The 24,638-nt window shown below is 52.6% G+C and carries 19 protein-coding genes; 4 read left to right on the top strand and 15 right to left on the bottom strand.

Annotated features, from left to right (window positions below):
- Nucleotides 1-8: 8 nt before the first annotated feature.
- Nucleotides 9-350 carry a DUF5713 family protein gene (locus ON072_RS11335; RefSeq protein WP_261753163.1) on the top strand — a complete coding sequence of 114 codons (342 nt, stop codon included), beginning with the start codon at nt 9-11 and terminating at the stop codon, nt 348-350.
- A gap of 62 nt (nt 351-412) precedes the next feature.
- Here the strand turns inward: ON072_RS11335 and urdA are convergent, their stop codons facing one another.
- The 5 genes from urdA to ON072_RS11360 all read right to left on the bottom strand — a co-directional run bounded on the left by urdA (nt 413) and on the right by ON072_RS11360 (nt 5,872).
- Complete coding sequence (urdA, locus tag ON072_RS11340; protein ID WP_025010623.1) at nt 413-2,167, bottom strand: urocanate reductase; 1,755 nt, start codon at nt 2,165-2,167, stop codon at nt 413-415.
- Between the two features lie 42 nt (nt 2,168-2,209).
- Complete coding sequence (locus ON072_RS11345) at nt 2,210-2,974, bottom strand: outer membrane protein OmpK (protein ID WP_025010622.1); 765 nt, start codon at nt 2,972-2,974, stop codon at nt 2,210-2,212.
- A gap of 279 nt (nt 2,975-3,253) precedes the next feature.
- The gene (locus ON072_RS11350; RefSeq protein WP_107005988.1) at nt 3,254-4,465 is read right to left on the bottom strand and encodes a sensor histidine kinase; all 1,212 of its coding nucleotides are present in this window, start codon (nt 4,463-4,465) and stop codon (nt 3,254-3,256) included.
- A 2-nt stretch (nt 4,466-4,467) separates the two neighbouring features.
- Complete coding sequence (locus tag ON072_RS11355; protein ID WP_025010621.1) at nt 4,468-5,130, bottom strand: response regulator transcription factor; 663 nt, start codon at nt 5,128-5,130, stop codon at nt 4,468-4,470.
- Between the two features lies 1 nt (nt 5,131).
- Nucleotides 5,132-5,872 carry a helix-turn-helix transcriptional regulator gene (locus ON072_RS11360; protein WP_144220494.1) on the bottom strand — a complete coding sequence of 247 codons (741 nt, stop codon included), beginning with the start codon at nt 5,870-5,872 and terminating at the stop codon, nt 5,132-5,134.
- Between the two features lie 343 nt (nt 5,873-6,215).
- Here ON072_RS11360 and ON072_RS11365 point away from each other — a divergent pair, with 343 nt between their 5' ends.
- Nucleotides 6,216-6,911, top strand: a complete 696-nt coding sequence (locus ON072_RS11365; RefSeq protein WP_109248449.1) for a hypothetical protein — start codon at nt 6,216-6,218, stop codon at nt 6,909-6,911.
- Nucleotides 6,912-6,978: 67 nt separating this feature from the next.
- On the opposite strand, the gene ON072_RS11370 is transcribed toward ON072_RS11365, so the two are convergent.
- On the bottom strand, nt 6,979-8,631 hold the full coding sequence (locus ON072_RS11370; protein ID WP_208128736.1) for an HAL/PAL/TAL family ammonia-lyase: 1,653 nt from the start codon (nt 8,629-8,631) through the stop codon (nt 6,979-6,981).
- A gap of 443 nt (nt 8,632-9,074) precedes the next feature.
- Between ON072_RS11370 and ON072_RS11375 the strand changes: the two genes are divergently transcribed.
- Both ON072_RS11375 and ON072_RS11380 read left to right on the top strand, forming a co-directional pair.
- Nucleotides 9,075-10,895 carry a M14 family metallopeptidase gene (locus tag ON072_RS11375; RefSeq protein WP_208141147.1) on the top strand — a complete coding sequence of 607 codons (1,821 nt, stop codon included), beginning with the start codon at nt 9,075-9,077 and terminating at the stop codon, nt 10,893-10,895.
- Nucleotides 10,896-10,927: 32 nt separating this feature from the next.
- Nucleotides 10,928-11,326, top strand: a complete 399-nt coding sequence (locus tag ON072_RS11380; protein WP_261753162.1) for a GFA family protein — start codon at nt 10,928-10,930, stop codon at nt 11,324-11,326.
- A 94-nt stretch (nt 11,327-11,420) separates the two neighbouring features.
- Here the strand turns inward: ON072_RS11380 and ON072_RS11385 are convergent, their stop codons facing one another.
- From ON072_RS11385 to ON072_RS11425, 9 genes are all read right to left on the bottom strand, one after another.
- Nucleotides 11,421-12,758, bottom strand: a complete 1,338-nt coding sequence (locus ON072_RS11385) for a coproporphyrinogen III oxidase family protein (protein WP_025010617.1) — start codon at nt 12,756-12,758, stop codon at nt 11,421-11,423.
- A gap of 257 nt (nt 12,759-13,015) precedes the next feature.
- On the bottom strand, nt 13,016-14,602 hold the full coding sequence (locus ON072_RS11390) for a methyl-accepting chemotaxis protein (protein WP_025010616.1): 1,587 nt from the start codon (nt 14,600-14,602) through the stop codon (nt 13,016-13,018).
- A 428-nt stretch (nt 14,603-15,030) separates the two neighbouring features.
- On the bottom strand, nt 15,031-16,011 hold the full coding sequence (locus ON072_RS11395) for a formate dehydrogenase subunit gamma (RefSeq protein ID WP_261753161.1): 981 nt from the start codon (nt 16,009-16,011) through the stop codon (nt 15,031-15,033).
- A gap of 53 nt (nt 16,012-16,064) precedes the next feature.
- Entirely contained in the window at nt 16,065-16,634 is a 570-nt protein-coding gene (fdh3B, locus tag ON072_RS11400) for a formate dehydrogenase FDH3 subunit beta (RefSeq protein ID WP_025010615.1), read from the bottom strand.
- 29 nt (nt 16,635-16,663) lie between these two features.
- Nucleotides 16,664-19,516, bottom strand: coding sequence for a molybdopterin-dependent oxidoreductase (locus ON072_RS11405; RefSeq protein WP_025889567.1), 2,853 nt, complete (start codon nt 19,514-19,516; stop codon nt 16,664-16,666).
- A gap of 18 nt (nt 19,517-19,534) precedes the next feature.
- The gene (locus ON072_RS11410) at nt 19,535-19,732 is read right to left on the bottom strand and encodes a twin-arginine translocation signal domain-containing protein (protein WP_025010614.1); all 198 of its coding nucleotides are present in this window, start codon (nt 19,730-19,732) and stop codon (nt 19,535-19,537) included.
- Between the two features lie 371 nt (nt 19,733-20,103).
- Nucleotides 20,104-21,108 carry a formate dehydrogenase subunit gamma gene (locus ON072_RS11415; RefSeq protein ID WP_044733398.1) on the bottom strand — a complete coding sequence of 335 codons (1,005 nt, stop codon included), beginning with the start codon at nt 21,106-21,108 and terminating at the stop codon, nt 20,104-20,106.
- 45 nt (nt 21,109-21,153) lie between these two features.
- Complete coding sequence (gene fdh3B / locus ON072_RS11420) at nt 21,154-21,750, bottom strand: formate dehydrogenase FDH3 subunit beta (RefSeq protein ID WP_025010613.1); 597 nt, start codon at nt 21,748-21,750, stop codon at nt 21,154-21,156.
- Nucleotides 21,751-21,777: 27 nt separating this feature from the next.
- Nucleotides 21,778-24,627: a molybdopterin-dependent oxidoreductase gene (locus tag ON072_RS11425; protein ID WP_044733399.1), complete on the bottom strand. Its 2,850-nt coding sequence runs from the start codon at nt 24,625-24,627 to the stop codon at nt 21,778-21,780.
- Nucleotides 24,628-24,638 lie beyond the last annotated feature (11 nt).

Below are 24,638 nucleotides of genomic sequence, written 5' to 3' on the forward strand. Positions count from 1 at the left end.
GAAGACTAATGTCTGTTACCAACCCCGTCATCCAGCAGCGGCAATTGTTGGCACCTATGTATCTGGACGGCTATTTTCCGGATTTTCTGGTTGATAAACTCAAAGGCGTATTGCTGCTACTGTGCAGCGAGATAGAAGCCCTTAAGCCCGAGGATGAAGGCGCCTTGCTGCAACTGACTCACGCCGCTACCCTGGCCATCAATGAGCTGCAAGATGAGTTTGAAGCCAACGGCAGTGAACTGGAGACAGTCGCCCGGGATTGCCTCGCCGATGAGTTTTACATCATCAGCCGTGCTTATGGCTTCGACAGTCTGGATATCGAACAAGCCATCTCCCCCAGAGATTGGTGATAAAAAAACGGCCCTTGCGGGCCGTTTTTGTCTTCAGGGGAGATTATGAGTAGCTCGGAGGCTTAGTTGGCGGCAGCCTGCTGACCGGCGATACGGCCAAAGACAATGATGTCTGTATAGGCGTTGCCACCCAGGCGGTTGGTACCGTGAGTCAAACCTGTAACTTCACCGGCGGCAAACAGACCTGGGATCACCTTGCCTTGTTCATTCAGTACGTGGGTCTTGGTATCTGTTACCAAACCACCCATGGTGTGGTGTACTGATGGCGTGGCTTTCAGGATCCAATATGGGCCCTTGCTCAAGTCCACCAGCCCGGCTCTGTGATTGAAGGCTTCATCCTTACCGGTTTTCGCATAGTGGTTCACATCTTTGATGGTCTTCTTGAGGTTTTCCAGCGGAATGTTGAACACCTTGGCGGCTTCTTCAATGCTGTTCACTTCATACATCAGACCACGGCTGGTGAAGTCTTTGTATTCACCTTGGTGCATACCAATGGTACCGGCCACATCGTCGATGTCCTTGTTCCACAGCACATAGGTGTAACGACCGGGTTGTTCCAGAATCGCATGGGAGATCACATCGCGACGTTCCAGCTCTTCCACAAAGCGCTCACCGTTTTGGTTGACCAGAATCGCACCGAAGAAACGGGAGTCGGCGATCAGGGCAATGGCGCCAGTCTCTGGGTTACAGATAGGATAGGTTTGGATATAGCCCAGGTTGCGGGTGTCGGCGTGGATCTTCTCACCCATGACAATACCGTCACCTGTGCCACCTGCAATACCCGTAGTACCGTAACGCTCATCCAGCTCTGGGTTGTATTGCTTACGCATAGCCACGTTGGCAGAGAAGCCACCGGTAGCTACCACAACACCGCGCTTGGCATGATAAGTGATCTTCTTGCCGTTTTTGGTCGCTTCAACACCGACGACCCGACCATTGTTGTCCATCAGCAGACGCTCGGCGGTAGTGTTGGTGTGAATAGGCAGACCGACTTCTTCGGCTTTCTTGGCAAATTTGCCAATCACTTCGGCACCCGTGTGTCCTTTGGGGATCAGGGCGCGCTTGACGCTGTGACCACCAAACTGGAACAGCTGGTTGGGATAGTACTCAACCTTGACATAGTCACGCAGCCATTCGGCGGCATCGACGGCATTGTCTACCATCACCTTGACCATCTCAGGATCACCCTTGAAGTCGCCCCCTTTGAGTGTGTCCTGGATAAACAGCTCTTTGGAGTCAGTAATTCCCATGCTCTTCTGTACCCAGCTACCGGCTACGTTCATCTCGGCGCCGGAGATCAGCGAGTTACCACCTATGATAGGCATCTTTTCAATGATGACGGCAGAAGCACCGGCTTCCATGGCCTCCAGACCGGCACTGAAACCGGCACCACCTGAACCTATCACAACCACATCATAGGTGTATTCGGCCGGAGTCAGGGCTTCACCATGCTTGGCGGTGGCCGTGGCGGCAACCAGAGTCACACCTGCGGCTTCAACACTGGCAGCCACGGCTTTTTTGAGGGCATTGGAAGTCACGGTCGCACCGGAAACCCCGTCAACATCTACAGAGTTGTTGTCTATGATCGCCTGTTTCACATCTTTGAATGCGGCGGCGGCCAACACAGGGTTTTCTTTCTGCTTCAGCACATCGATAGCCACAATACGGCCATCCTGAATGCTGGTTTCTACCTGGATCTCACCATGCTTGCCCTGGGCAGTCCCCTGACTCTTGATGATCTCATGGGTCACCTGACAGCCGGTAATCACCACGGCAGTGGATACGGCCACGCCCAAAACGGATTTGTTCAACTGCATATTCAGTTCCTGTCGATTAAAAAAGGGAGCCTGGCTCCATTGTTAAAACTGGTATCCAAAAGCCAACCCATACTCGATACCGTCGTTGTACTGTGCACCCCAACTGTCGTACTGAGTCAGGTGCAACTTGCCGTAGAAGGCATCGGTAAATTGGGTCTGCCAACCCAGAATGATCTGGTGCCCATAGCTGTCGTAACTGAACAGCTTTTGGTGGTCTTCATCCCTGTCTATCTGCGCTTCGTAGTTGACGGACAAGTTGTGCTTCAATCCGGCAAAACTCAGCGGGTATTTGGCATTGAGCACCAGGGCATAACCTGAAATGTCATTGAAGTTCTCATCTGTTGGTGAGAAATGACCAAAGGTATAGTTGAAACCAACCCCGTAGTTCAGCGCCAAATCGCCAAACTTACTGTTGTGCGTAACCCCCAGATACAGGTTGTCTTCGACCAGAGTCTCACTGGCAGAGATAAAGTTCTGGGCCCAAAAGTTAAAACCGCTTTCACCCAGCTTATGCTCTATGATTGCCAATGATTTTAAAGTGGTTTTACCATCTTCATTCTTCTGGTTTTCCGCGACTTCACCCGGGTTTTCCAGCTTGATATTGGCGAAATAACTGCCCCAATCGGCCAAGCCCAAATGATTCAGCTTGAGAAAGGGTTGGTTAAAGACGCCAGGGTTATCATCCTTGGTATCACTGGTATAAAACTTATAACCAAGATCCAGACTTGTTTTGGTTACATCGGCCTGCACATTGGCAGAAAATGCCATAGCCAGTGCCACCCCACTCAACAACCATTTTGAGCTCATAATATTTCCTCAGACAAATACAATGCCAAGTAATTGAAAACTTTAAACACATGAATTGGACGAGAAAATAATAATTAATTGCCACCAATAGCAGCTGTGATCTTGGTCGATTACAATCCTTAAAAAAATAAACTCTGTGGTTTAAGGAAGTAGATAACAGGAGACCATAAGTTAAGTGAAAATTCCGTCAAACAAATTAAAAAGAGACAGACCAAGCCATCTCTTTTTAAAATATTAATAGCCAATCTATAAATATATAGCCTAAGCTCACACTTTCCTTTAATCTGTAATTTCTATCTCGGCAATAAACATCTGCGGTGGCCGATATTCCTTGAACTGCCAACCCAGCTGTTTCGCCAGTCGCTTGACCAACATCAGCCCCAGACCAAAACCTCCCATGCCATCCTGTAAGCTTGAGTTGCTGACTCGGATGCACTTGCCCCGCTGCTCCACCTTGACCTCGCCAGTGCCATGCTCGAGCGCATTGCGCAGCAGATTATTGAGCATGATGCACAGAGGCTCTTTCAGCACCAGTAGTTGGGTATCGTCACAATCCAATTGAATAACCCCCTGCTTGCCCTGGGCGTGCTCCTGCTCAGTTGCCAGCTGCCGCAACAACTCGGCCGGAGCCAAGCGCTGTTTTTCCAGCCGAGTGCTGCTCTTGTTGGTGAGCCACAACAGGGTTTCTATGATGGACTTCATCTGCGCCGTCGCCTGGCTGGCAGCCAGTACTGGCCCGGTCAACTTGCCCTTTTGCAAGGTGAGCAGCTCAAAGGATGACTGGCAGATAGCCACAGGAGTGCGCAGCTCGTGGCTGGCAAAACGCAGGAAGTTGAGTTCCCGCTGCTGGGCCTTTTGTAGCTGCTGCAGCGAAGTATTGAGCGCATCCACTATAGATTGCAGCTCGGCATAGCCTTGTTTGGGAAAACTGAAGCCATTCATGCTTTGCCAGTCGTGCTGTTTGATCGCCTGACTGATTTTGTGCACAGGGGTGATCACTTGCTTTTGCATATGAAACGCCAGGCTGGCCACCACCCCGAAGGTCATCACTATCAGCAATAAAATGGCGGTCATGTTCTTGGGCGCAAAAACAAGATCATGGGTGGCATCATAATGCAGCCACAGATACAACGGCTGGCCTGAAGCCGTGTAATGCACACTCAGGGCATCGATATAGGGGCCATCAAGATGCTGATAACGAATACCCGTTTCTGCAGTGGGAGGCTTAAAGTCATTGATGGCTTTGATCTTATCCGGCACCCGCTGCCAGTCGGCAAACACGCTGATGTTGTCGGTATCCAGCTCTGTGCTGCCCTGAAGGAACACCGCTTCAGCCGCCTGCCCTGCGTTACGCAGGGTGATCTCATGCATGGAAAACATGCCGGTGCACATCATGCAAAGGGGGATGATGCTATTGATGGCCAGAGTGACCGCCAGAAAAATAAGCCCGTAAATTTGATAGCTGCGCTTGAGGCTGAACTTGGGCATCATCTTCAGTCACTCCTCAGGCAGAGTCCTACCCCGCGAATGGTGTGGATCAGTTGACTGTCGAACGGCTTATCCACCACCCGCCGCAACAGATGCAAGTGGCTGCGCAGGCTGTCGCTGTCAGGTGGGCAGTCGGGCCAGAGCATACGCTCTATCTCTTCCCGCTCCACGGTTTCCGGGCTGCGGCGAGCCAGCAAGGCCAGTATCTGCCAGCCGGTGCGGCTCAGGGACAACAACTGCCCTTGGCGATAGGCCTCGTGTTTGCCAAAGTCCATCTCCAGCTCACCCAGTTGTAATCTTGGTGGTGCCGGACGGCGCTGAGCCACGACTCTTAGGCGGGCCACCAGCTCCTCCATGGCGAAGGGTTTGATCAGATAATCATCGGCGCCGGCATCGAAGCCGCTCAACCTGTCATCCAAACCGCTGCGGGCGGTCAGCATGATCACCGGCGTGGTCATACACTGGGCCTTCCAGCCCTGGCATGCTCGAACACCGTCCCCGTCGGGCAAGTTGAGATCCAGCACCACCACATCGAAATGCTGCTGTCTCAGCAGTTCATTGGCCTGAGCCAGGGTTTCGGCATAATCACATTCAATGCCTTTTATCGCCAGGTACTGAATAATATTGTTTGCCAACAGACGATTATCTTCGACCAGCAGAATTAACATGTCAGATCAACTCAAATTGATGGGCCAGATGGATCAGATTTGCCCTGTTGCTGGCACCCAGTTTCTTGCGCATTGACTCCATATGGTATTCAACCCCACGAACACTAATGTGCAGTCGATCAGAGATCTCATGATTTTGTAGTCCGGTTGCGGCCATTCGCAGCACTTTTCTGGCATTGGCCTTGAAGATCCGGCTCTGCAAAAAGGGGTTGAACCTCTGCCTGTCATGTTCAAACAGTAGACTTTGCACCAAGATCAAGGTCTGCTGTACCCGTTCCTGATCCGGCTCGGGACGGCCCGATGCCAGCAATATGAAACGGCCAAACCAGGTCGGGTTGGCGTAGCTGGGGACAGGAAAGCTCAGAACAGTGTCGTAACCATGTTTGGCAAACAGAGTTTTTACCGGGTCGTGCTCTTGCCAGCGATACCGCCAAGCTTTATCTGCGCTTAAAGACTCGGCAAAGTTACTGTCGCTGCGGGCAAAATGTTCCAGATAGTACTGTTGCAGGGTCGCTATCCTACCGGAGGAAGCCAGTGAGGCTATTGGCCTTCGCAGCCACACAGGGGCGAACAAGCCTTGATTTTCCGGGTGTTCCAAATACTCCCTGGCATTGCTTGGCAGCCCCTGAAACCAGAACCCCTGGAACCCCAGCCTGGCGATCAGCGGGCCGACGGTTTGCAGTACTTGTCTGAAACTGCTCTGTGCTTCCGTGAGTGCAGCCTGATTCAATACTGTACTCATGCGATTACTCCTCAAGAATAAGAATCAAAGCCAACATAACTCAGGCTACGAATTGAACAAAGACAGTTGAAACAGATATTTAGAATAGGCTGCAAAAATGTAACCCCATGTAAAAACTACGGAGTTTTTGACGTTATTTTCACGTCACCTCCACTATGCTGATAAGGCCAGCTTCGAGCCGCTGTTTATAGCGCATGCCTGCCGCCAATGGCAGCGATAGTGGCCTCGAGCTCACTGAACCCCTGTCTGTTTGCTGTTGAATTTCCGAACAATGAAACCGTTGACCCTGAAAGCCAAGGCTGTTAATTATATTCGTACTCAGTAAAGTATAAGGATATACAAGATGAACAAATGGATATTATTAGCATGCTTTTCAGCAGGTTATACTTCATCTACCGCAATCGCAGAACCTGTCTCGGGTACGCTGCAACGCATTGAAGCCCATGCGGAATATTTTGGCTTTCAAGATCCGCAAGCCTACCTTCACTTCTCCGCCGAACTGAACCGGCTGATGGCCGGTGACAAGACGCTGGGCGAGCCGATACTGTCTTCTGCCACTTACAGCCAAACTCTGGGGGCCGGAATGGCCTTCTCGGCTCTTTCCAGTCAGCAACGAAGCGAACTCAGGGAGCTGGTTCAGGCGCGTAGAGCCAATATGGCCGAGAGCCTGGGAGTGAGCGAAGCGGCGCTGCAACAGAGGGTTGCGCAATATGCTGCCTATTCACGGCTGAATGCCAGGCTGCATGAGATCCCCATTGCCAAGGTAGTTCAAAACGCCTCACTCAGTGACAGCCCCAGACATCTGGAACTCAGTACAGAACAGCTGGCTGAATTGGGAGAGCCAGACTCACCTATAGCCCAGTTGGCCATTACTCAACTGGCGGCGCAGGCAGGTGTGCCCCAATTCACTCCGTTCGTGGTGCACTTCAGCGCCCGCGGTTCAGAGCAGAGATTTATCTACAATGACTTCTCCGGAGCCTGGAGCATTTCCGCCGAGACGACATGTCCAAGCCGCGAGTGTGGCTCGAAAACCCAGTGAGCAAAGGCTATTCCCGATTCCCTAAACAAAGAGCCCCGGTGGTTAATCCTACCGGGGCTTGGTTTCCTTAGAACTTCATCAGGAACTGAGTCGAGGCCTCGACATCCGGGGTAAACAACCTGTCCTTGTCGTAGTAAGCCACCTGTTTGCGCAGCGCCTTTAACAGTTGTTCATTCTGGGGTGACAACTGCCTGTGGTTCACTTTCTTCTGCAGGTCCATCGCCTGGGCCACCTGCATCAGCTCAAAGCCATAGATGCGTGCCACGCCATCCACCACCTTGCTGAGATTCTTGCCGGCCTGGAAGTAGTTGCTGAAGTTATCCTCGATACCGCCTTGGTTGGCTATACCATAGAAGGACACGGGATTGGCCGCATGGGCTATCTCGACAAACAGGGCGGTGAAGCCATTCTGCAGGGTATAGAAAGCCTGACCATTGGCATCATCAGGGTCGACCAAGGCTCTTGGCAAACCCGTGAAGTAAGGGTCAATCAACTTGATCTGGCGATTGCTTGAGTATTTGCCCAACTGCGCCATGGCATTGATAAAGGCCTCGGTCTGGGACGCCAATTGGATGGTATCGAAGTTGGCCGAGGAGTTAATCGCCCCTGATACCGGCCCTTGGGTAAAGTACTGTGTCACTTGAGGGGCATCGGCGTAACGTCCGGGTTTGGCATTGATGTAAACCGTAGGATTATCATCAGAGCTGTTAATCTGAATATTCACCAAGGTTTCCAACTGCTGCAGCTGCGACATGGCATGGGCCACAGGCCAGTGAGCACCGCGATAGGATAGCGCATCCTGCAACGGCCGCTTCTCGTCACGCTGGAATAGATATCCCCCCTCCAGATTGGCCAAAATCTCTTGACCTACCTTCTCGACATTCGGCATAGGTCTGGCCGCCAGGGTATGAGGCAGCAGAGGGCTGATATTGCCGTTGATCCCTTCAAGGGCCGCGGCAATGAGTCTGGGAGAGAATTGAATGATCTGGCGGGCATCACCAATGGCGTTGACCACCTGTGCCGTTGCCAGGGCGTTGTTGGACAGAATCGAGAGTGAGTCCTTGCCAAAGGGCACCAGCGGCTTGATCCCGGCCTGCTTCATCGCCTTGGCGGCAGACATTCGCTGACCTTTGTAGAACACATCCCACTCGCCCATCATGGCGGCGCCTATGTGTGAGGCCAACAGGATATCACTCAACCCCACAGAGCCATCTTCCGGCACAACGGGAATAATGTCTTCGTTGATAAACTCCTGGTAGATGCGGGCCACGTCCGGCTGCACACCCACATGACCCGTGGCTATCTGATTCAGGCGAATCGTCATCGCCATTTTCACGGTTTCCGGCGCTATGGGTTGGCCACTGGCCGCCGAGTGGGTAAACAGCATATTGCGGTTAAAGTCTTCCGACAGTTTGCGAGCTTCGGCGCTCAGGGAACCGTCTTTACCAAATACCGGGGTATCCTTGTTCTTGCCCACCCCAACGGTGAGCCCGTATACGGGCGTGCCTTTACGGGCTGAATCTATCAGGAGTTCATGGCTTGCATGAATTGTCTTTTGCGCTTCTTTGCTGAGAGCCACCTGCACTTGTTTATCTTTCAGCTGCAGTAGCTGCTCTATCTTGAGTGACTGACCATCCAGGGTAATCACCTCTGCCGCAGAAGTGCACCCCAGGGGTAAAGCCACTGCCGAAACTATCAATATATTGGATAAGCCTCTCATCAACACTGTTCTCCAAGAATAAAACGACTTAATCAGAATTTATTAATGTGAACGCCAAAAGCACTATTGATAATTTAAATGGCTGCCACATTAAAGCACTACTTTACTTATATAAGTTATTTATCCAGCCGCTAATAAACACTGGTATAAATATAAAATTCTTTTTTAATTAACTCAGTTAGGAAATTACAACACAGAAAATAACTTAAAAAGCGAGATTGGATATTTATTCAAACTGGATTGCAAATATGTAAATTACTGCCCTTGAGTGCCGTTTTTTGACATTACTTTGACGAAACAAAATTTAGGGAGGTGCAGTTTGCTTTCATTGCTATAACCACAACAGAAAGGGAGAGTCACTCCGGGTGACTTGCAGGGCTAGACAAATTGGTGAAAGATAGAGCGCTTCAACAATAACAATTATCCTGTACCCGGAGCCTTTCATGCGCATGCTGTCCCTGCTCTGGCTCGCTGTCGCGACGTTACCCGGCGCCGCACTTGCCGAACCAGCCACCCAAGCCAACACCTATATCAATGATGCCATTTTGCCGCCGCTCAAACCCTGGAGTGGTGCCAGCGAGGCCTTAATGCGTCCAGTCGACGACAGCTGGGCCACGCCTTTTGAGCAATCCGGCGGTATTGAAAGCCCAAGCTATCAGCAGACCTTTGCCTGGCTGGATAGGCTGATGACCCAAAGCAACAAGCTTAACAAGGTGAGCCTGGGCAAGAGCCCCCAGGGGCGAGATATCTGGATGATAGTGGCCAGCGCCGAAGGTGCCGCCACCCCGGCACAGCTGAGACGCAACCACAAGCCCAATGTTCTGGTGCAAGCCGGGATCCACTCGGGTGAAATTGACGGCAAAGATGCCGGCATGATGTTATTGCGGGATATCATAGTCGGCGACAAGGCCGAGCTGTTGGAACAGGTCAACCTGCTGTTTGTGCCGATTTTCAGTGTCGATGCGCACGAGCGCTCCAGCCAAAGCAACCGGGTTAATCAACGTGGCCCACTGAACATGGGCTGGCGAACCACCAGCCAAAACATCAACCTCAATCGTGACTACGCCAAGGCCGACAGCATGGAGATGCAACACATGCTGACCGCCATCAACGACTGGCAGCCGCAGCTGTATATCGATGTGCATGTCACCGACGGTATCGACTACCAATATGATGTGACCTTTGGTTACAACCTGTCTCAGGGGCTGAGCCCCGCAGGCTACAACTGGCTGCAGCAGGAATATCGCCCGGCGATAGAACAGGCGCTGACCCAGGCAGGTCATATCCCGGGGCCTCTGGTCTTCGCCTTGGACAATACCGATTTGAGCAAGGGCATGTCACTATGGAATGCCTCGGCCCGCTACTCCAACGGTTACGGCGATGCCAGACACCTGCCGACCATATTGATTGAAAACCACAGCCTCAAGCCGTTTCGGCAACGGGTACTGGGCACTTATGTGATGCTGGAGCAAACCCTCAAGACTGTGGGGGCCAAAGCGACCAAGCTGCGCGCAGCGATAGAGAAAGACAAGTACCGCTATCCACGGCTGGTGACCCTGACCTGGAAGTCACAAAAGCAGCAGCAGGGCTGGGATTTCAAAGGCATAGACTATCAACTGGAACAGAGCCCTATTTCGGGCAAACAAGTGGTGCGCTGGACCGGCGAGCCTAAGCTTTATCCCAACCTGCCGGTAATAGGCAACACAGAGGCGGATATTCGGGTCAGCCGCCCGGCCGCTTACTATATACCGCCCCAGTGGCAAGAGGTGATTGCCAAGCTATCGCTGCACGGCATTCGTATGAGCCGCCTGGAGCAACCTCAAACACTGAAGCTGCAACAGTATCGCCTCAGCGAACCCCAGTTTGCCGCCAGTGACTATGAAGGCCGCCAGAGAGTCAGTGCCAAAGCCAAACTGGAAAAGGTTGAACTCACCTTGCCCGCCGGCACCGTCAAAATAAGTACTGAGCAGCCGCTTGGCGATCTGGCGATGATACTGCTGGAACCACAATCGCCCGACTCACTGCTGCAGTGGGGCCTGTTCAACACCATATTCACCCGCACCGAGTATATTGAGGACTACGCGGTTGAACCTTTGGCACAACAGATGCTGGCCAACTCCAAAGCGCTCCAGGCCGAATTTGACCAGGCGCTCAAAGACCCGGCCTTTGCCGCCGATGCCAAGGCCAGGTTGCGTTGGTTCTACGAGCGCAGCCCTTATTATGACAAGGCTTACCAGGCTTATCCCGTCTATCGCGCCAGATAGGCCCTGACAATAAGCTATCCAGGAGTCGAGCGATGAAGCAGCAGGATGAGTTACAGGGAGGCTGCCTGTGCGGCGCCATACGTTATCACCTCGAGGGTGAACCGTTCGATGCCGACCACTGTTACTGCAGTCAATGCCGTAAGAGCACAGGGGCTCTGGTGGGCAGTTGGATGGGCTTCAAGCTGGAGCAACTCACTTGGCAGGGTGAAGCCGTGCGGGAATACGCCTCTTCGGCCAAGGTCCGCCGCGGCTTTTGCCCAAACTGTGGCACCAGCCTGAGTTATCGCAGTCTCGCCCATCCAGAATTTATCAGCTTGAGTATTGCTTCTTTGGATGACCCAGACAGGGTGGCACCCAGATATCATATCTACTGCGCCAACAAACCCGCCTGGCTGGAGATTAGCGACGACTGCCCCCCGTTATCCCGCTAATATCAGTCAAGGCGACTAGCCGTCGGCAGAAGCGTTATTGCGCAATAAAAAATCCGCCCTGTGGCGGATTTTTTGTCATTCATTGAACCAAAGATTACATATCACAAGGCTTCAGCGGCTTACGCAGTTGCGCCCGGACATTATCCATACCGGCATAAAACTCTTTCATCATCAGCAGGCCCATCATCTTGCCGTTGTCTGTAATGATCAGCTCATCCGGGTTGCTGGGATCATTCTTGATGGCGCCAATCAGCTTCATCGAGCTCATCTCTTTGAACAGGGCTGTGTCCAGATTAACGCCGAAGGTGTCGCGGAAATACTTGCGCGACAGACGACCGGAGAACATCCCCAGCAGGAAACGATACTGCATTACATCTTTCTTGCTGTACTGCTTTTGTTGCTCAACACCCATCTTGCCGCTGGCGATCCGCTCCTGATACTTGCGCAGCGAGAAAGTATTCACATGCAGGGTATCGTTGAGGAAACTGAATGAGCCTGAACCCACACCCAAGTATTCGTCGTAATCGATAACGTACTCGTCAAAGCCCTCATCGTTGGCCTTACCAAAGGCCCAGGCCGACAACTGGTTGTACTGGCCATTGAGGGTATTGAGAATCATCCGGTACTGGTTGGCCATATCGGCCTGTGGCGCAGCCAGTTTCCCTTTGACGCTCTTGCGGGTCTGGTGGGTGATCATCAGGGGATAAGTGGTGATCTGGCGTGGATCCAGTCTGGAAGCCATATCCAAGTCATGCTGGATCACTTCGTCTGTCTGACCACGGAAACCGAAGATCAAATCGACATTGATAATAGGAAACAGCTCTTTGGCGGCCATGATCTTGTCGAATGTTTGCTGGCCGGTGCCGAACTTTTCCAACCTGTCTGTCATCTTGAGGATGTCATCATTAAAGCTCTGCACCCCGATGGACATACGGTCAACCAATCCCTTGAGCTGTTTAAAGCCCGGGCTGTCAAGGTGTTGGGGATCCGATTCACAGGAGACTTCCTTGATGGAAGGGAACAGGGTCTTGGCATACTCAATAGTGCGCGCCAGTTCATCTTCCAGCACAGTCGTAGTGCCGCCGCCTATGTACATGGACTCGAAGTCATAGCCCAACTGCTTGACCATATCCATCTCTTTACGCAGCGCCACAAAATAGGCACGAGCCTTGTCTTCCTTGAACAGGAAGCGGTGGAAGGTACAGTAAGAGCAAAGCGTGTGGCAGAAAGGCACATGGGCATAGAGCATGTATTTCTTGCCCTCTACCGGAGCCGGCATCACATCAGCAGAAATAGTGTCCAGCCTCAGGTTCTTGTCAACATAGTACTGCATCACCCGCTCCATGGCCCCCAGCATCCAGTTGGGTACTGTGATATTGGCTTGGTATGGAGTGACCAGTTGGCGATCGAGAGTTTGGATAATTGATGACATAAGGCTTCCTGTTAGTTTTGCTAATCCTTAGATACCACAAACAGTTAGGTGATTTCCAAGGTACTGCCAGCTGTTTGTAGACTACCTCCTGCACAGGAGTCAAAACGTGAACTGGCTAGAAGTTAACAATACCTATCAGTATCGAGAGTGGCGTTTTGTTAAGCAGATCATGTTTTAGCATTACCGGATGAAAAATCAACCTTTCGAGGGGTGCCTTTACACCAGGCAGCAAAAAGGGGTCCGCAGACCCCTTATTTTCAGCTGAGCTTAAACTGTCTGACCACGCTGGAGAGCTGATCTTTGGCAGCGGCCAGTGCCGCGGTGCTGCCGAGTGTCGCCTTACCACTCTGATTCAGCTCTTCCACCATTTCGCGAATGACACTGAGGTTGCGGGTAATCTCTTCAGAAACCGAGCTCTGCTCTTCGGCAGCCGTGGCTATCTGGCTACTGAGGCCATTGATATCAAATACATGCTCGGTCAGCCCCTGCAAACTTTCGGCCACCAGAGTCGTGGTATCGGCCGTTGCCTGACAGCTCTGGCGGGTACGATTCATGGCATTCACCGCCGAATCGGCTCCCTGACGCAGCTGTTCCAACATATTGTTGATCTCTGAAGTGCTGGCCTGGGTGCGTGCCGCCAACGCCCTGACTTCGTCTGCCACCACGGCAAAGCCACGTCCCTGCTCACCGGCTCGGGCCGCTTCGATGGCTGCATTCAGCGCCAGCAGGTTGGTTTGCTCGGCAATCTCACCTATCACATCCAGCACACCGGCAATTCTACGGGTGCTTTCATCCATCTCGGCAATGGTCTGGGAGGCACTGTCGACTTCGCTGACCAGCGCCATCACATTGTTGGAAGCCTGTTCGACCGCCTGACGGGACTCATCCCCTTGAGCTCTGGCCTTATCGGTCAACTGTGCGGCGGAGGCAGCATCGTTGGCAACCCCTTGAGCGGTAGCGCTCATCTCTTCAACCGCGGTGACAACCTGGTCGGTTTCCAAGGCGTGGGCCTGCAATGCGGCCGAGTTGGACTCAGACTGCACATTGAGCTCACCGACCTGCTGCGCCATATGTTCCGAGGCTTGGGCGATTTCACGGATCATGACTTGTAATCTGTCGCTGAGCTGATCCAGATCGGCCGCCAGAGTGCAGAGTTCATTCTTGCCCTGGATCCCTATCTTGTGGGTCAGGTCGCCGACCGCCAGCTTGGCGACAGATTGTTGGATCCGGCTGACAATGGCCACCAGATGGCGGCTCATAAGGAGTGCCATCAGCAAGGAAGCCACTATGGCAAACAGGATCAGACCGAGCAGAATAGCTTCGGCATTATCCACCTCGGAAACCGTCATCTGCCCCAATTCCTGGTTACGCTCGGTTATCTGCGCCACCAGCAGATTGATCTCGGCACTCACCTCAGGGCCCAGATCTCGTCTTACCGGAGTGAGAACCGGCTCTGTGCCGGTTCGCTCGGCCAGCGCCAGCTCATCGAAATAGAGACGGGTGTATCTGTCGATTCCGGGTTTGAGAACGGCGATTCGCGCACCACCATTCTTCATAAAGGCAGTGTCGAATTTACTCAGGCGGGCTATCAGGTCATGCACTCTGTCTTGATGCTGGCGTACCCCTTGAGTGTTGTGCACCAGGGAAGCCAGTCGCAGTTGATAGAACTCTTCGCGGATCCCGGCGAAAGTCTCGGTCAGATTGTTGTTGTTCACCAGACGTTCGCTGACGTCATTGAGTTGGAAAAAAGCACGATAAGCAAAGATGCCGATCACTATAAGTAGCACACTGGACAGCAAAGACGGCAGCATGGATAACACACTGGTTCTGGTATTGTTGATCATGATGGTATCTGATTGAATGAAGAAAAAGACTCGTAACTTTGTTACGTTTGTAGAACCATTTTACATATTGGTGATTAAATAAGCAATCCATCATAATGTCATTAAAAATTGAAATAACTCTTAATAAACATGATGTTGTTTTATTTGAATTGCATTTTTTACACTTTAACAGTCAAATCGTTAACTATTTTACGGTTCAAATCAGAAATTTTGTTACAAAAACAGTTAAGCAGCAGAAGAATTAAGCTAAGGATTAAAATAATTTAATGATTAAAAACAGTTAATTAATGCCAATCACTCAAGAAAATGGCACTTTGACCACCTATTTAGAGGTATAAGTGCCATAAATAAAATAATCACCGCTTTATTTTTCATTATTGATAAAAAAGCCGTGTCGACTGACACGGCTTTTCTGCAAAGGGCTGGCCTCAGTCTCTGTATTTCAGAGTACCGTTGGCCTTGATCTCGTCATACCACAGGTTGTGGTGTTGAGTTGCCCAGTTTTCATCACAGTAACCGGAAACCATGCACTCCATACCACCTTCAGACATAACAGTTGCCATGAAGATATGCACTATGGAGAAGGCACAGATGATGATGGCACTGATTGAGTGCAACACCAGAGCTATCAGGCTCAGGGTACGGCTGGGTTCAAACAGGTTGGGGAACAGCAGCAGCATGCCTGAGGCAGAGATGATCAGTCCAAAGAAGGCAAAGGCCCAGAACCACATCTTCTCACCGGCGTTGGCAAAGCCGGCATCAGGGTGTTTGCCCTTGAAAGGACCGAAGTTGATGTACCCGCCCACGACCATAAACCACTTGACGTCATACATCTTGGGTAACTGGTTCTTGGCCCACAACAGAGTCATCAGCGCCCAGCCGAACATGAAGGGAATCGCCATCACGTCGTGCACTTGCTTGGCACCATTGACCATGGATGCCCAGAAGCCTTCACCCAGATAAGGCTGGAAGAAGAAACGCCCGGCCAGCAGCACCAAGCCGGTGAGGATCAACAGCAAGCAGGGAATCGCCCCCAGCCAGTGAATGCTCACATCAAACTTGGACCAACGATGTACCATCTTGCCGGAGAAACCATGGTGCAGTTTGGAAATACCGTTAACCATGATAAACAGGGCAAAAATGATGATCATGCCGAACAGGGCCAGCATCAACCCGGGGGCCAGCCAGTCGCTGCGCAGTTCCAGTACCCGCAGATCATAGGTGTTGATCGGCTGGTTGTGGAACTGGCTCTGGGACGTGGTGTAACCCGTTGCACCATCCTTGAGTTGTGCCCAGATCTGGGCGTCGCTCGCTTGTGGTTCCACAGGTGCATCGGCACCATTGGCAAAGCAAACCGCACTGAACAAGAGCGCAATAGCCAAGCCTATGTGTTTGAACCATGTGTTCATATTAACCTCTCTCACTGACCCGGTAGTACCGGGTCAGATATTCGTGCCGTCTGTTACTTCCAGGCGCCGTTTTCGGCACCGCGATAAGCCACACGCTCGCGGTAGATGCCAGAAACCACTTCCGCATCACCGGCCAGCAGGGCCTTGGTTGCACAGAGTTCGGCACACATAGGCAGCTTGCCTTCTGCAATACGGTTGGCACCGTATTTCTGACGCTCGGCATCCGAATGGTTTTCTTCAGGACCACCGGCACAGAAGGTACATTTGTCCATCTTGCCACGGGAGCCGAAGGCACCTGATTTCGGGAACTGAGGTGCGCCGAATGGACAGGCATAGAGACAGTAACCACAACCGATACAGGTATCTTTGTTGTGCAGCACTATGCCATCTTCGGTGCGGTAGAAGCAGTTGGCAGGACATACGGCCATACAAGGCGCGTCGCTGCAATGCATACAAGCCACAGAGATAGAGGCCTCGCCGGGCTGACCATCTTTGATGGTCACTACACGGCGACGTTGGATACCCCACTCGAGAGCGGAGTCGTTTTCGTTTTTACAAGCGGTGACACAGCCATTACATTCAATGCAGCGCTTGGTATCACACAGAAATTTCATTGTAGCCATAGTGGCAATTCTCCTCGCTTAAGCTGCACTTATGCTTTGACGATCTGACAAAGCGACGCCTTGGTTTCCTGCATCTGAGTCACTGGGTCATAACCATAGGTCAGCGCAGTGTTACAGGATTCACCCAATACGTAAGGCACTGTGCCTTCCGGATAGTTGGGCTCCAGGCTCTCGCCGTGCATGATCCCGGCAAAGTGGTAAGGCATCCAGGTCACACCAGGTTTAACCCTTGGGGTCACCATGGCTTGAACCAGAATTCGGCCGCCTTCGGCGCCTTCCAGCCATACCTTCTCACCGTCACGGATACCGCGGTCGGCAGCATCACCAGGGTTGATCTCAACGAACATCTCCTGCTGCAGCTCGGCCAGCCATGGGTTGGAGCGTGATTCTTCACCACCACCCTCGTATTCCACCAGACGACCGGAAGTCAGTACCAGTGGGTACTTGCCACTGACATCTTTCTCCTGGATAGACTTGTACAGAGTCGGCAGACGATGTACCTGCATGTCGTCATAAGTTGGGTACTTGGCTACCAGATCGCGACGGGCTGTGTACAGCGGCTCGCGGTGTACTGGCACCTGATCAGGGAAGGTCCACACGATACAACGGGCCTTGGCGTTACCGAATGGGATACAACCGTGCTTAATGGCAACCCGGACAATACCGCCTGAAAGGTCGGTCTTCCAGTTCTTGCCTTCGGCTTCGGCTTTCTCTTCAGCAGTCAGCTCGTCCCACCAGCCCAATTGCTTGAGCAGCTTGTCGGAGAACTCAGGATAACCGTCCTGGATTTCAGCACCTTTGGAGAAGGAACCTTCGGCCAGCAGGTTCTTGCCTTGATATTCCACACCGTAACGGGCACGGAAGTTACCGCCACCGTCTTTGACGTGCTTGCTTGTGTTATAGAGGATCTGGGTACCTGGATGCTTCATCTCAGGTGTACCCCAACATGGCCAAGGCAGACCATAGGTTTCGCCCTTGCATGGGCCACCTTCGGCTTCCAGAGTCTTGTTGGAGAAAGTGCCCCAGTTCATTGTGTGTTGCTTCAAACGCTCAGGGCTTTGGCCGGACATACCGATAGTCCACATACCGCGGTTGATTTCGCGAGTGATGTCTTCAATCAGAGGCAGACCATTCTCTTTCTTGATACGCTTGGTGTACTGCTCGGCGAAGCCCAGTTTCTGTGCCAGACGATACATGATTTCGATATCTGTCTTGGACTCAAACAGCGGCTCGATAACCTGCTCACGCCATTGGATAGAACGGCCAGAGTTGGAGATGGAACCACGGGTCTCAAACTGAGTCGCGGCAGGCAGCAGGTAGACGCCATCCTTACGACGGTGCATAACACCGGCCATAGTTGGGAATGGGTCAACAACAACGACTGTATCCATCTTGTCCAGTGCATCTCGCACGTCGCGCTGACGGGTTTCAGTGTTGACAGACTGACCCCAGAAGAAGGCCAGGCGCACGTTGTCTTTCTGTGCCAGCTTCTGCTTGTCTTCCAACACACCATCGTGCCAACGGGAACAAGGAATACCCGGAGTCGTCATAGGTTCGCGGCCCAGGTAGGTACCCTGGTCGAAGCGGCTCTTCATCCACTCCATATCCAGATCCCATACGTGGGTCCAGTGTTGCCATGCCGCAGAGGTCAGGCCGTAGTAACCTGGCAGGTTATCGAACAGCAGACCCAGGTCGGTAGCGCCCTGTACGTTATCGTGACCACGGAAGATGTTGGTACCACCACCGGAAACACCCATGTTACCCAGAGCCAACTGCAGGATACAGTAAGCACGGGTGTTGGCATTACCTACGTGGTGCTGGGTACCACCCATACACCAAACCACAGTGCCTGGACGGTTATCGGCCATCATCTTGGCGGCCTGGTACAGGTACTCTTCGCTACAGCCAGTGATGTTGGCCACTTCTTTAGGTGGGAACTTCTTGGCTTCTGCACGGATGGTTTCCATCTCGAACACACGTTCTTTGATGAAAGTCTTGTCTTCCCAGCCGTTTTCGAAGATATGCCACAACATACCGTAGATAAACGGAATGTCGGTACCCGGACGGATAGAGCAATGCAGATCGGCATGAGCCGCGGTGCGGGAGAAACGTGGATCAACCACGATCAGCTTGGCATTGTTCTTCTCTTTGGCGATCAGAATGTGCTGCATGGAAACAGGGTGTGCTTCCGCAGGGTTGGCACCAATGAAGAAAATGGCACGGGCATTCTGAATGTCGTTGAAAGAGTTGGTTTGCGCACCATAGCCCCAGGTGTTGGCCACACCGGCTACAGTGGTAGAGTGACAAATACGGGCAGAGTGGTCGACGTTGTTGGTACCCCACATGGCGGCCAGCTTACGATACATGTAGCAACCTTCGTTGGAGAACTTGGCACTACCCATAAAGTAAACAGAATCCGGACCCGATTCCTGGCGGATCTTCAGCATCTTGTCACCAACTTCGTTGATGGCCTGATCCCAGCTGATACGCTTCCACTTACCGCCTTCAAGCTTCATTGGATACTTGAGACGCTTCTCACCATGGCCGTGCTCGCGCAGTGCAGCACCTTTGGCACAGTGACCACCGGCGTTGAATGGGTGATCGAAGGCAGGCTCCTGACCAGTCCAAACACCGTTTTGTACTTCGGCATACAGACCACAACCTACGGCACAGGCACTACAAATAGTACGCTTGACTTCGATAGGCGCATCATGAGGTACATCTTTGGCTTCGGCACGACGCATCATGCCGGCACCCAGCATGGAGGCGGCAGCGATACCACCGGCAGTAATACCGGCATTCTTCATAAACTGACGACGGCTGATCCCCAGTTTTGGTTTGTCAGCCTTAGGGGCGACATTGGATGTGCGAGTTAACTTCATCGCTTGAGATCTCCTGGATTAGCTACGCAGGCTGTTGTAATAGCTGCGGATATGCGCTGTTTCGTGATAGCCCTTTTTTGCGGACTTCGCTTCAACAGGCTCATTGGCCTGAGCGGCGCTCACCCCTGTAGCAGCAATCGCGGCACCCGCGGCACTGCCTATGGTGATAGCCTTCAGCAGGGATCTGCGGTTCAGATCTGGCTTCTGGTCTTTCATCTTCGCTCCTGATAATTTTCACCCGCGTTGCGGGTGACACGACTCTCTTTTGTGCACTCCAGCCCTTTAACAACTCAAGCTGCACTCATGTACAAAAAAGGTAAAAATTCCGTTACATATGAATAGAGTCCTTCTATAAGCGTGGGCAATATAAGGCTTTGCAACTGGATGGATTTTGATCTGGGACAGTTTGAATGTAGGCCCCATGGGAACGGCTGTTCAAAGCGTTAACTGCTTCAAACTTTCAATAAAAGGAAAATAGCGAAAGTATCAGTGACGCGCGGATTTTGAAGTAAACAATGTTAAAAAACAGATCATAAAAAAACACCCCGGCAGGCCGGGGTGTTTGCAGTCTTTAATCAGGTCGGGGCTCAATTATCTCGATATTTGAGCGTACCGTTGGCCTTGATTTCGTCATACCAGACATTGTGATGCTGCATCGCCCAGTTCTCATCACAGTAACCGGACTTCATACACTCCATACCGCCCTCAGACAGTACGGTTGCCATCCAGATATGCACTATGGTGAAGGCGATAATGAGCGTGGCACTGACACCATGCACCAACAACGCCGCCATTGAGGCTTCACGGGGCAAATCCAGGTTGGGCAACACCATCATGATGCCGGAAATGCTGATAAACAGACCGAAAATGGCCAGGGTCCAGAACCACATCTTCTCACCGGCGTTGGCAAAGCCCGAATCCGGGTGCTTACCCTTGAAGGGGCCGAAGTTGATGTAGCCACCCACCAGCATGAACCACTTGAGGTCATAGCTCTTGAACAGCTGATCCGGCATCCATTTCACCACCAGTACCGCCCAGGAGGCGATGAACAGTGGCCCGACCCAATCGTGGATCGTCTTGGAGCCATAGATCAGTGCCGCCCAAATATCGCCACTGACATAGGGTTGCAGCACATGCTTACCCAACATGATGTTGAGCCCGGTGAAGATCAGGATAAGACAACTGATTGCCACTACCCAGTGGATGATCAGGTCCGCCTTACTCCAACGGAACACCAACTTGCCGGAAAAACCGTGGTGCAGCTTGGATGGTCCATTCACCAGGTAAAAGAGCACGAACGCCCCAAACACGCCGACTACGGCAATCGCCATAATGGGTGTCAGGTACTGATTGCGCAGCTCCTTGCCCTGATTACCGGCCACGTTGATCAGCACGCCGGTTTCAACCCCCTTGGCTGTGGTATAGCCGGATTCACCGGATTTTACCGCGCGCCAAAGATCGGCCTCACTGGTTTGCGCCTGCGCCTGTTGCTGGCTCGACTGTTCATCGGCGGCCATGGCTGTGGAAGCAAACCCCAGCCCGGCAACCAATACCAGCAGAGCGAACAGACTGCGCAGTGATTTGATTAACATAGTCACTCCTCGTCAGGGTGGGCCTTAGCCCACCCCCGCTCTGTCTCAGTTGATCTCACCGGTCTTGGGATTGTAGCCCCAAATCACATTGGGGTTACCCCGGGCGGCCATCCGCTCACGATAGATGTTGGATACCACTTCCGCGTCACCGGCCAGCAGTGCCTTGGTGGAGCAAAGCTCGGCACACATAGGCAACTTACCTTCGGCGATACGGTTGGCACCGTACTTCTTACGCTCGGCTTCAGAGAAGTTTTCCTCTGGACCACCGGCACAGAAAGTACACTTATCCATCTTGCCGCGACTGCCGAAGGCGGTCTTTTTCGGGAATTGAGGCGCCCCGAAAGGACAGGCATAGAAGCAGTAGCCACAACCGATACAGGTATCTTTGTTGTGCAGCACTATGCCATCGTCAGTGCGGTAGAAGCAGTCTGCAGGACAAACGGCCATACAAGGCGCGTCGGTACAATGCATACAGGCAACTGAAATGGACGCTTCACCGGGCTGACCATCATTGATGGTCACCACGCGGCGACGCTGGATACCCCACTCGAGCGCGGAGTCGTTTTCATTTTTACAGGCTGTGACGCAACCGTTACACTCGATGCAGCGCTTGGTGTCACATAAGAATTTCATGACTGCCATAATGGCTTATCTCCTCATCAAGTACGGTTAGGCTTTGGTGATCTGGCACAGGCTGGATTTGGTTTCCTGCATCTGTGTCACCACATCATAGCCGTAAGTCAGAACCGTGTTGGCCGATTCACCCTGAACGTAAGGTACAGTACCTTCCGGATAGTTCTTCACCAGGCTCTCGCCTTCGAAGATACCGGCGAAGTGGTACGGCATAAAACATTCACCGTTGATCACCCTTGGCGTTACCATGGCCTTGACCTTGATCTTGGCGCCTTCGGGGCTGTGTACCCAAACATCGTCGCCATCGCGTAGACCGCGGTCGGCTGCATCGCCCGGGCTGATCTCGATAAACATCTCCTGCTGCAACTCGGCCAGCCAGGGGTTGGAACGGGTTTCTTCACCGCCGCCTTCATATTCCACCAGACGACCAGAGGTCAGTGCCAGCGGGAAGTCTTTGGCGAAGTCTTTGTCCTGAATTGACTTGTACAGGGTCGGCAGACGCGCCACCATACGGTCTTCGTAGGTGGGGTACTTGGCGACCAGGTCACGACGAGGCGTGTACAGAGGTTCACGGTGCAACGGAATGTCGTCCGGGAAGTTCCATACGATACAACGAGCCTTGGCGTTACCATAAGGGATACAGCCGTGAGCTATGGCCACACGCTGAATACCACCGGAAATATCGGTTTTCCAGTTTTTGCCTTCGGCGTGTTTCTTCTCTTCTTCGGTCAGGTCATCCCACCAACCCAGCTGCTTAAGCATCTTGTCGGTAAACTCAGGGTAACCATCCTGAATCTCACTGCCTTTGGAGAAGGAACCTTCGGCAAGTATGTTGTTGCCATTGTGCTCAACACCGTAACGGGCACGGAAGTTACCACCGCCGTAGCGGACTTCACGGTCGGTACGATAGAGGATTTGGGTACCTGGATGTTTCATCTCAGGCGTGCCCCAACATGGCCATGGCAGACCATAAGTTTCACCCTTGGCTGGGCCGCCGGGTGCTTCGAGGGTATCGAAGTCGAAGGTACCCCAGTTTTCCTGGTGCATCTTCAGACGCTCGGGGCTCTGACCTGTGTAACCTATGGTCCACATACCGCGGTTGAATTCGCGGGTGACATCTTCAACCAGCGGCTCTTCACCGTTGACCTTGATGTGCTTACAGAACTCTTTCTCAACGCCCCACTTCTTGGCCAGCTTGTACATGATCACATGGTCAGGCAACGATTCGAACAGAGGGTCGATGACCTGAGAACGCCACTGCAGTGAACGGTTGGAAGCTGACACAGAACCATAGGTTTCGAACTGAGTCGCTGCCGGCAGCAGGTAAACTCCATCTTTACGCTGGTGCATAACACCGGCCATGGTTGGGAATGGGTCAACGACGACCACAGTGTCCATCTTGTTCAGTGCTTCACGCACCTCGCGGCCACGGGTTTCGGTGTTGACAGACTGACCCCAGAAGAAGGCCAGACGAATATTGTCTTTCTGGGCAATCTTGTTCTTGTCTTCCAGCACACCGTCGTGCCAGCGGGAACAAGGGATACCGGCTGAAGTCTGTGGCTTCTGGCCCAGATACTCGCCTTGGTCGAAACGGCTGCTGACCCAGGCAGGATCCAGATCCCACACATTGCTCCAGTGCGCCCAGGCGCCGGAAGTCAGACCATAGTAACCAGGCAGGTTATCGAACAGCAGACCAAAGTCAGTGGCACCCTGTACGTTGTCGTGACCACGGAAGATGTTGGTACCACCACCGGAAACACCCATGTTGCCCAGAGCCAACTGCAGGATACAGTAAGCACGGGTATTGGCGTTACCCACGTGGTGCTGAGTACCCCCCATACACCAAACGATAGTGCCGGGCTTGTGCTCGGCCATCATCTTGGCGACGCGACGCATCTGAGCCTCACCGACACCGGCAACATGCTCAACCTCGGCAGGGTTGTACTTCTTCACCTCTTCGCGGATACGTTCCATACCGTACACACGCTGATCGATAAAGCTCTGATCTTCCCAGCCATTTTCGAAGATATGCCACAGCAAACCGTAGATGAAAGGGATGTCGGTACCGGGACGGATATGCACGTACTCGTCAGACTTGGCTGCAGTACGGGTGAAACGTGGATCAACCACTATGACTTTGGCACCGCGCTCTTTACCTACCAGAATGTGTTGCATCGCCACAGGGTGAGCTTCACTGGGGTTGGAGCCGATAAACAGCATGCACTTGGCATTGTGCATATCGTTGAAGGAGTTGGTTTGCGCACCATAGCCCCAGGTGTTGGCCACACCGGCTACAGTGGTAGAGTGACAAATACGCGCCGAGTGGTCGACGTTGTTGGTGCCCCACATGGCTGCGAGTTTGCGGTACAGGTAAGACTGTTCGTTGGAGAACTTGGCACTACCCATGAAGTACACAGAGTCAGGGCCGGATTCTTCGCGGATCTTCAGCATCTTGTCGCCGACTTCATTGATAGCCTGCTCCCAGCTGAGACGCTTCCACTTACCGCCTTCGAGTTTCATTGGATACTTGAGACGTTTCTCACCATGGCCGTGCTCACGCAGTGACGCGCCCTTGGCACAGTGACCACCACGGTTGAATGGATGGTCCACGGCAGGCTCCTGCCCGGTCCAAACACCGTTTTGCACTTCGGCGTAGATACCACAACCTACTGAGCAGTGAGAGCAGATAGTACGCTTCACTTCAGTGGGTGCATCGTGAGGAACATCTTTGGCTTCGGCTTTACGCATCATTCCTGCGCCCAGCATAGATGCTGCGGCAATCCCACCGGTAGCCAAACCGGCAGACTTAAGGAACTGACGACGATTCAGACCCAGAGCGGGCTTTTCAGCCACCGCGACCTGGTCTGTTTTGCGGGTTAATCGCATCACACACTCTC

This window comes from Shewanella sp. K8, from assembly GCF_028823715.1.
Taxonomy (GTDB): Bacteria; Pseudomonadota; Gammaproteobacteria; order Enterobacterales; family Shewanellaceae; genus Shewanella; species Shewanella algae.

Bases quoted from the DNA above. Each gene is read 5' to 3' on its own strand.
- ON072_RS11335 (WP_261753163.1), top strand. From the start codon at position 9: ATGTCTGTTACCAACCCCGTCATCCAGCAGCGGCAATTGTTGGCACCT.
- urdA (WP_025010623.1), bottom strand. From the start codon at position 2,167: ATGCAGTTGAACAAATCCGTTTTGGGCGTGGCCGTATCCACTGCCGTG.
- ON072_RS11345 (WP_025010622.1), bottom strand. From the start codon at position 2,974: ATGAGCTCAAAATGGTTGTTGAGTGGGGTGGCACTGGCTATGGCATTT.
- ON072_RS11350 (WP_107005988.1), bottom strand. From the start codon at position 4,465: ATGATGCCCAAGTTCAGCCTCAAGCGCAGCTATCAAATTTACGGGCTT.
- ON072_RS11355 (WP_025010621.1), bottom strand. From the start codon at position 5,130: ATGTTAATTCTGCTGGTCGAAGATAATCGTCTGTTGGCAAACAATATT.
- ON072_RS11360 (WP_144220494.1), bottom strand. From the start codon at position 5,872: ATGAGTACAGTATTGAATCAGGCTGCACTCACGGAAGCACAGAGCAGT.
- ON072_RS11365 (WP_109248449.1), top strand. From the start codon at position 6,216: ATGAACAAATGGATATTATTAGCATGCTTTTCAGCAGGTTATACTTCA.
- ON072_RS11370 (WP_208128736.1), bottom strand. From the start codon at position 8,631: ATGAGAGGCTTATCCAATATATTGATAGTTTCGGCAGTGGCTTTACCC.
- ON072_RS11375 (WP_208141147.1), top strand. From the start codon at position 9,075: ATGCGCATGCTGTCCCTGCTCTGGCTCGCTGTCGCGACGTTACCCGGC.
- ON072_RS11380 (WP_261753162.1), top strand. From the start codon at position 10,928: ATGAAGCAGCAGGATGAGTTACAGGGAGGCTGCCTGTGCGGCGCCATA.
- ON072_RS11385 (WP_025010617.1), bottom strand. From the start codon at position 12,758: ATGTCATCAATTATCCAAACTCTCGATCGCCAACTGGTCACTCCATAC.
- ON072_RS11390 (WP_025010616.1), bottom strand. From the start codon at position 14,602: ATGATCAACAATACCAGAACCAGTGTGTTATCCATGCTGCCGTCTTTG.
- ON072_RS11395 (WP_261753161.1), bottom strand. From the start codon at position 16,011: ATGAACACATGGTTCAAACACATAGGCTTGGCTATTGCGCTCTTGTTC.
- fdh3B (WP_025010615.1), bottom strand. From the start codon at position 16,634: ATGGCTACAATGAAATTTCTGTGTGATACCAAGCGCTGCATTGAATGT.
- ON072_RS11405 (WP_025889567.1), bottom strand. From the start codon at position 19,516: ATGAAGTTAACTCGCACATCCAATGTCGCCCCTAAGGCTGACAAACCA.
- ON072_RS11410 (WP_025010614.1), bottom strand. From the start codon at position 19,732: ATGAAAGACCAGAAGCCAGATCTGAACCGCAGATCCCTGCTGAAGGCT.
- ON072_RS11415 (WP_044733398.1), bottom strand. From the start codon at position 21,108: ATGTTAATCAAATCACTGCGCAGTCTGTTCGCTCTGCTGGTATTGGTT.
- fdh3B (WP_025010613.1), bottom strand. From the start codon at position 21,750: ATGGCAGTCATGAAATTCTTATGTGACACCAAGCGCTGCATCGAGTGT.
- ON072_RS11425 (WP_044733399.1), bottom strand. From the start codon at position 24,627: ATGCGATTAACCCGCAAAACAGACCAGGTCGCGGTGGCTGAAAAGCCC.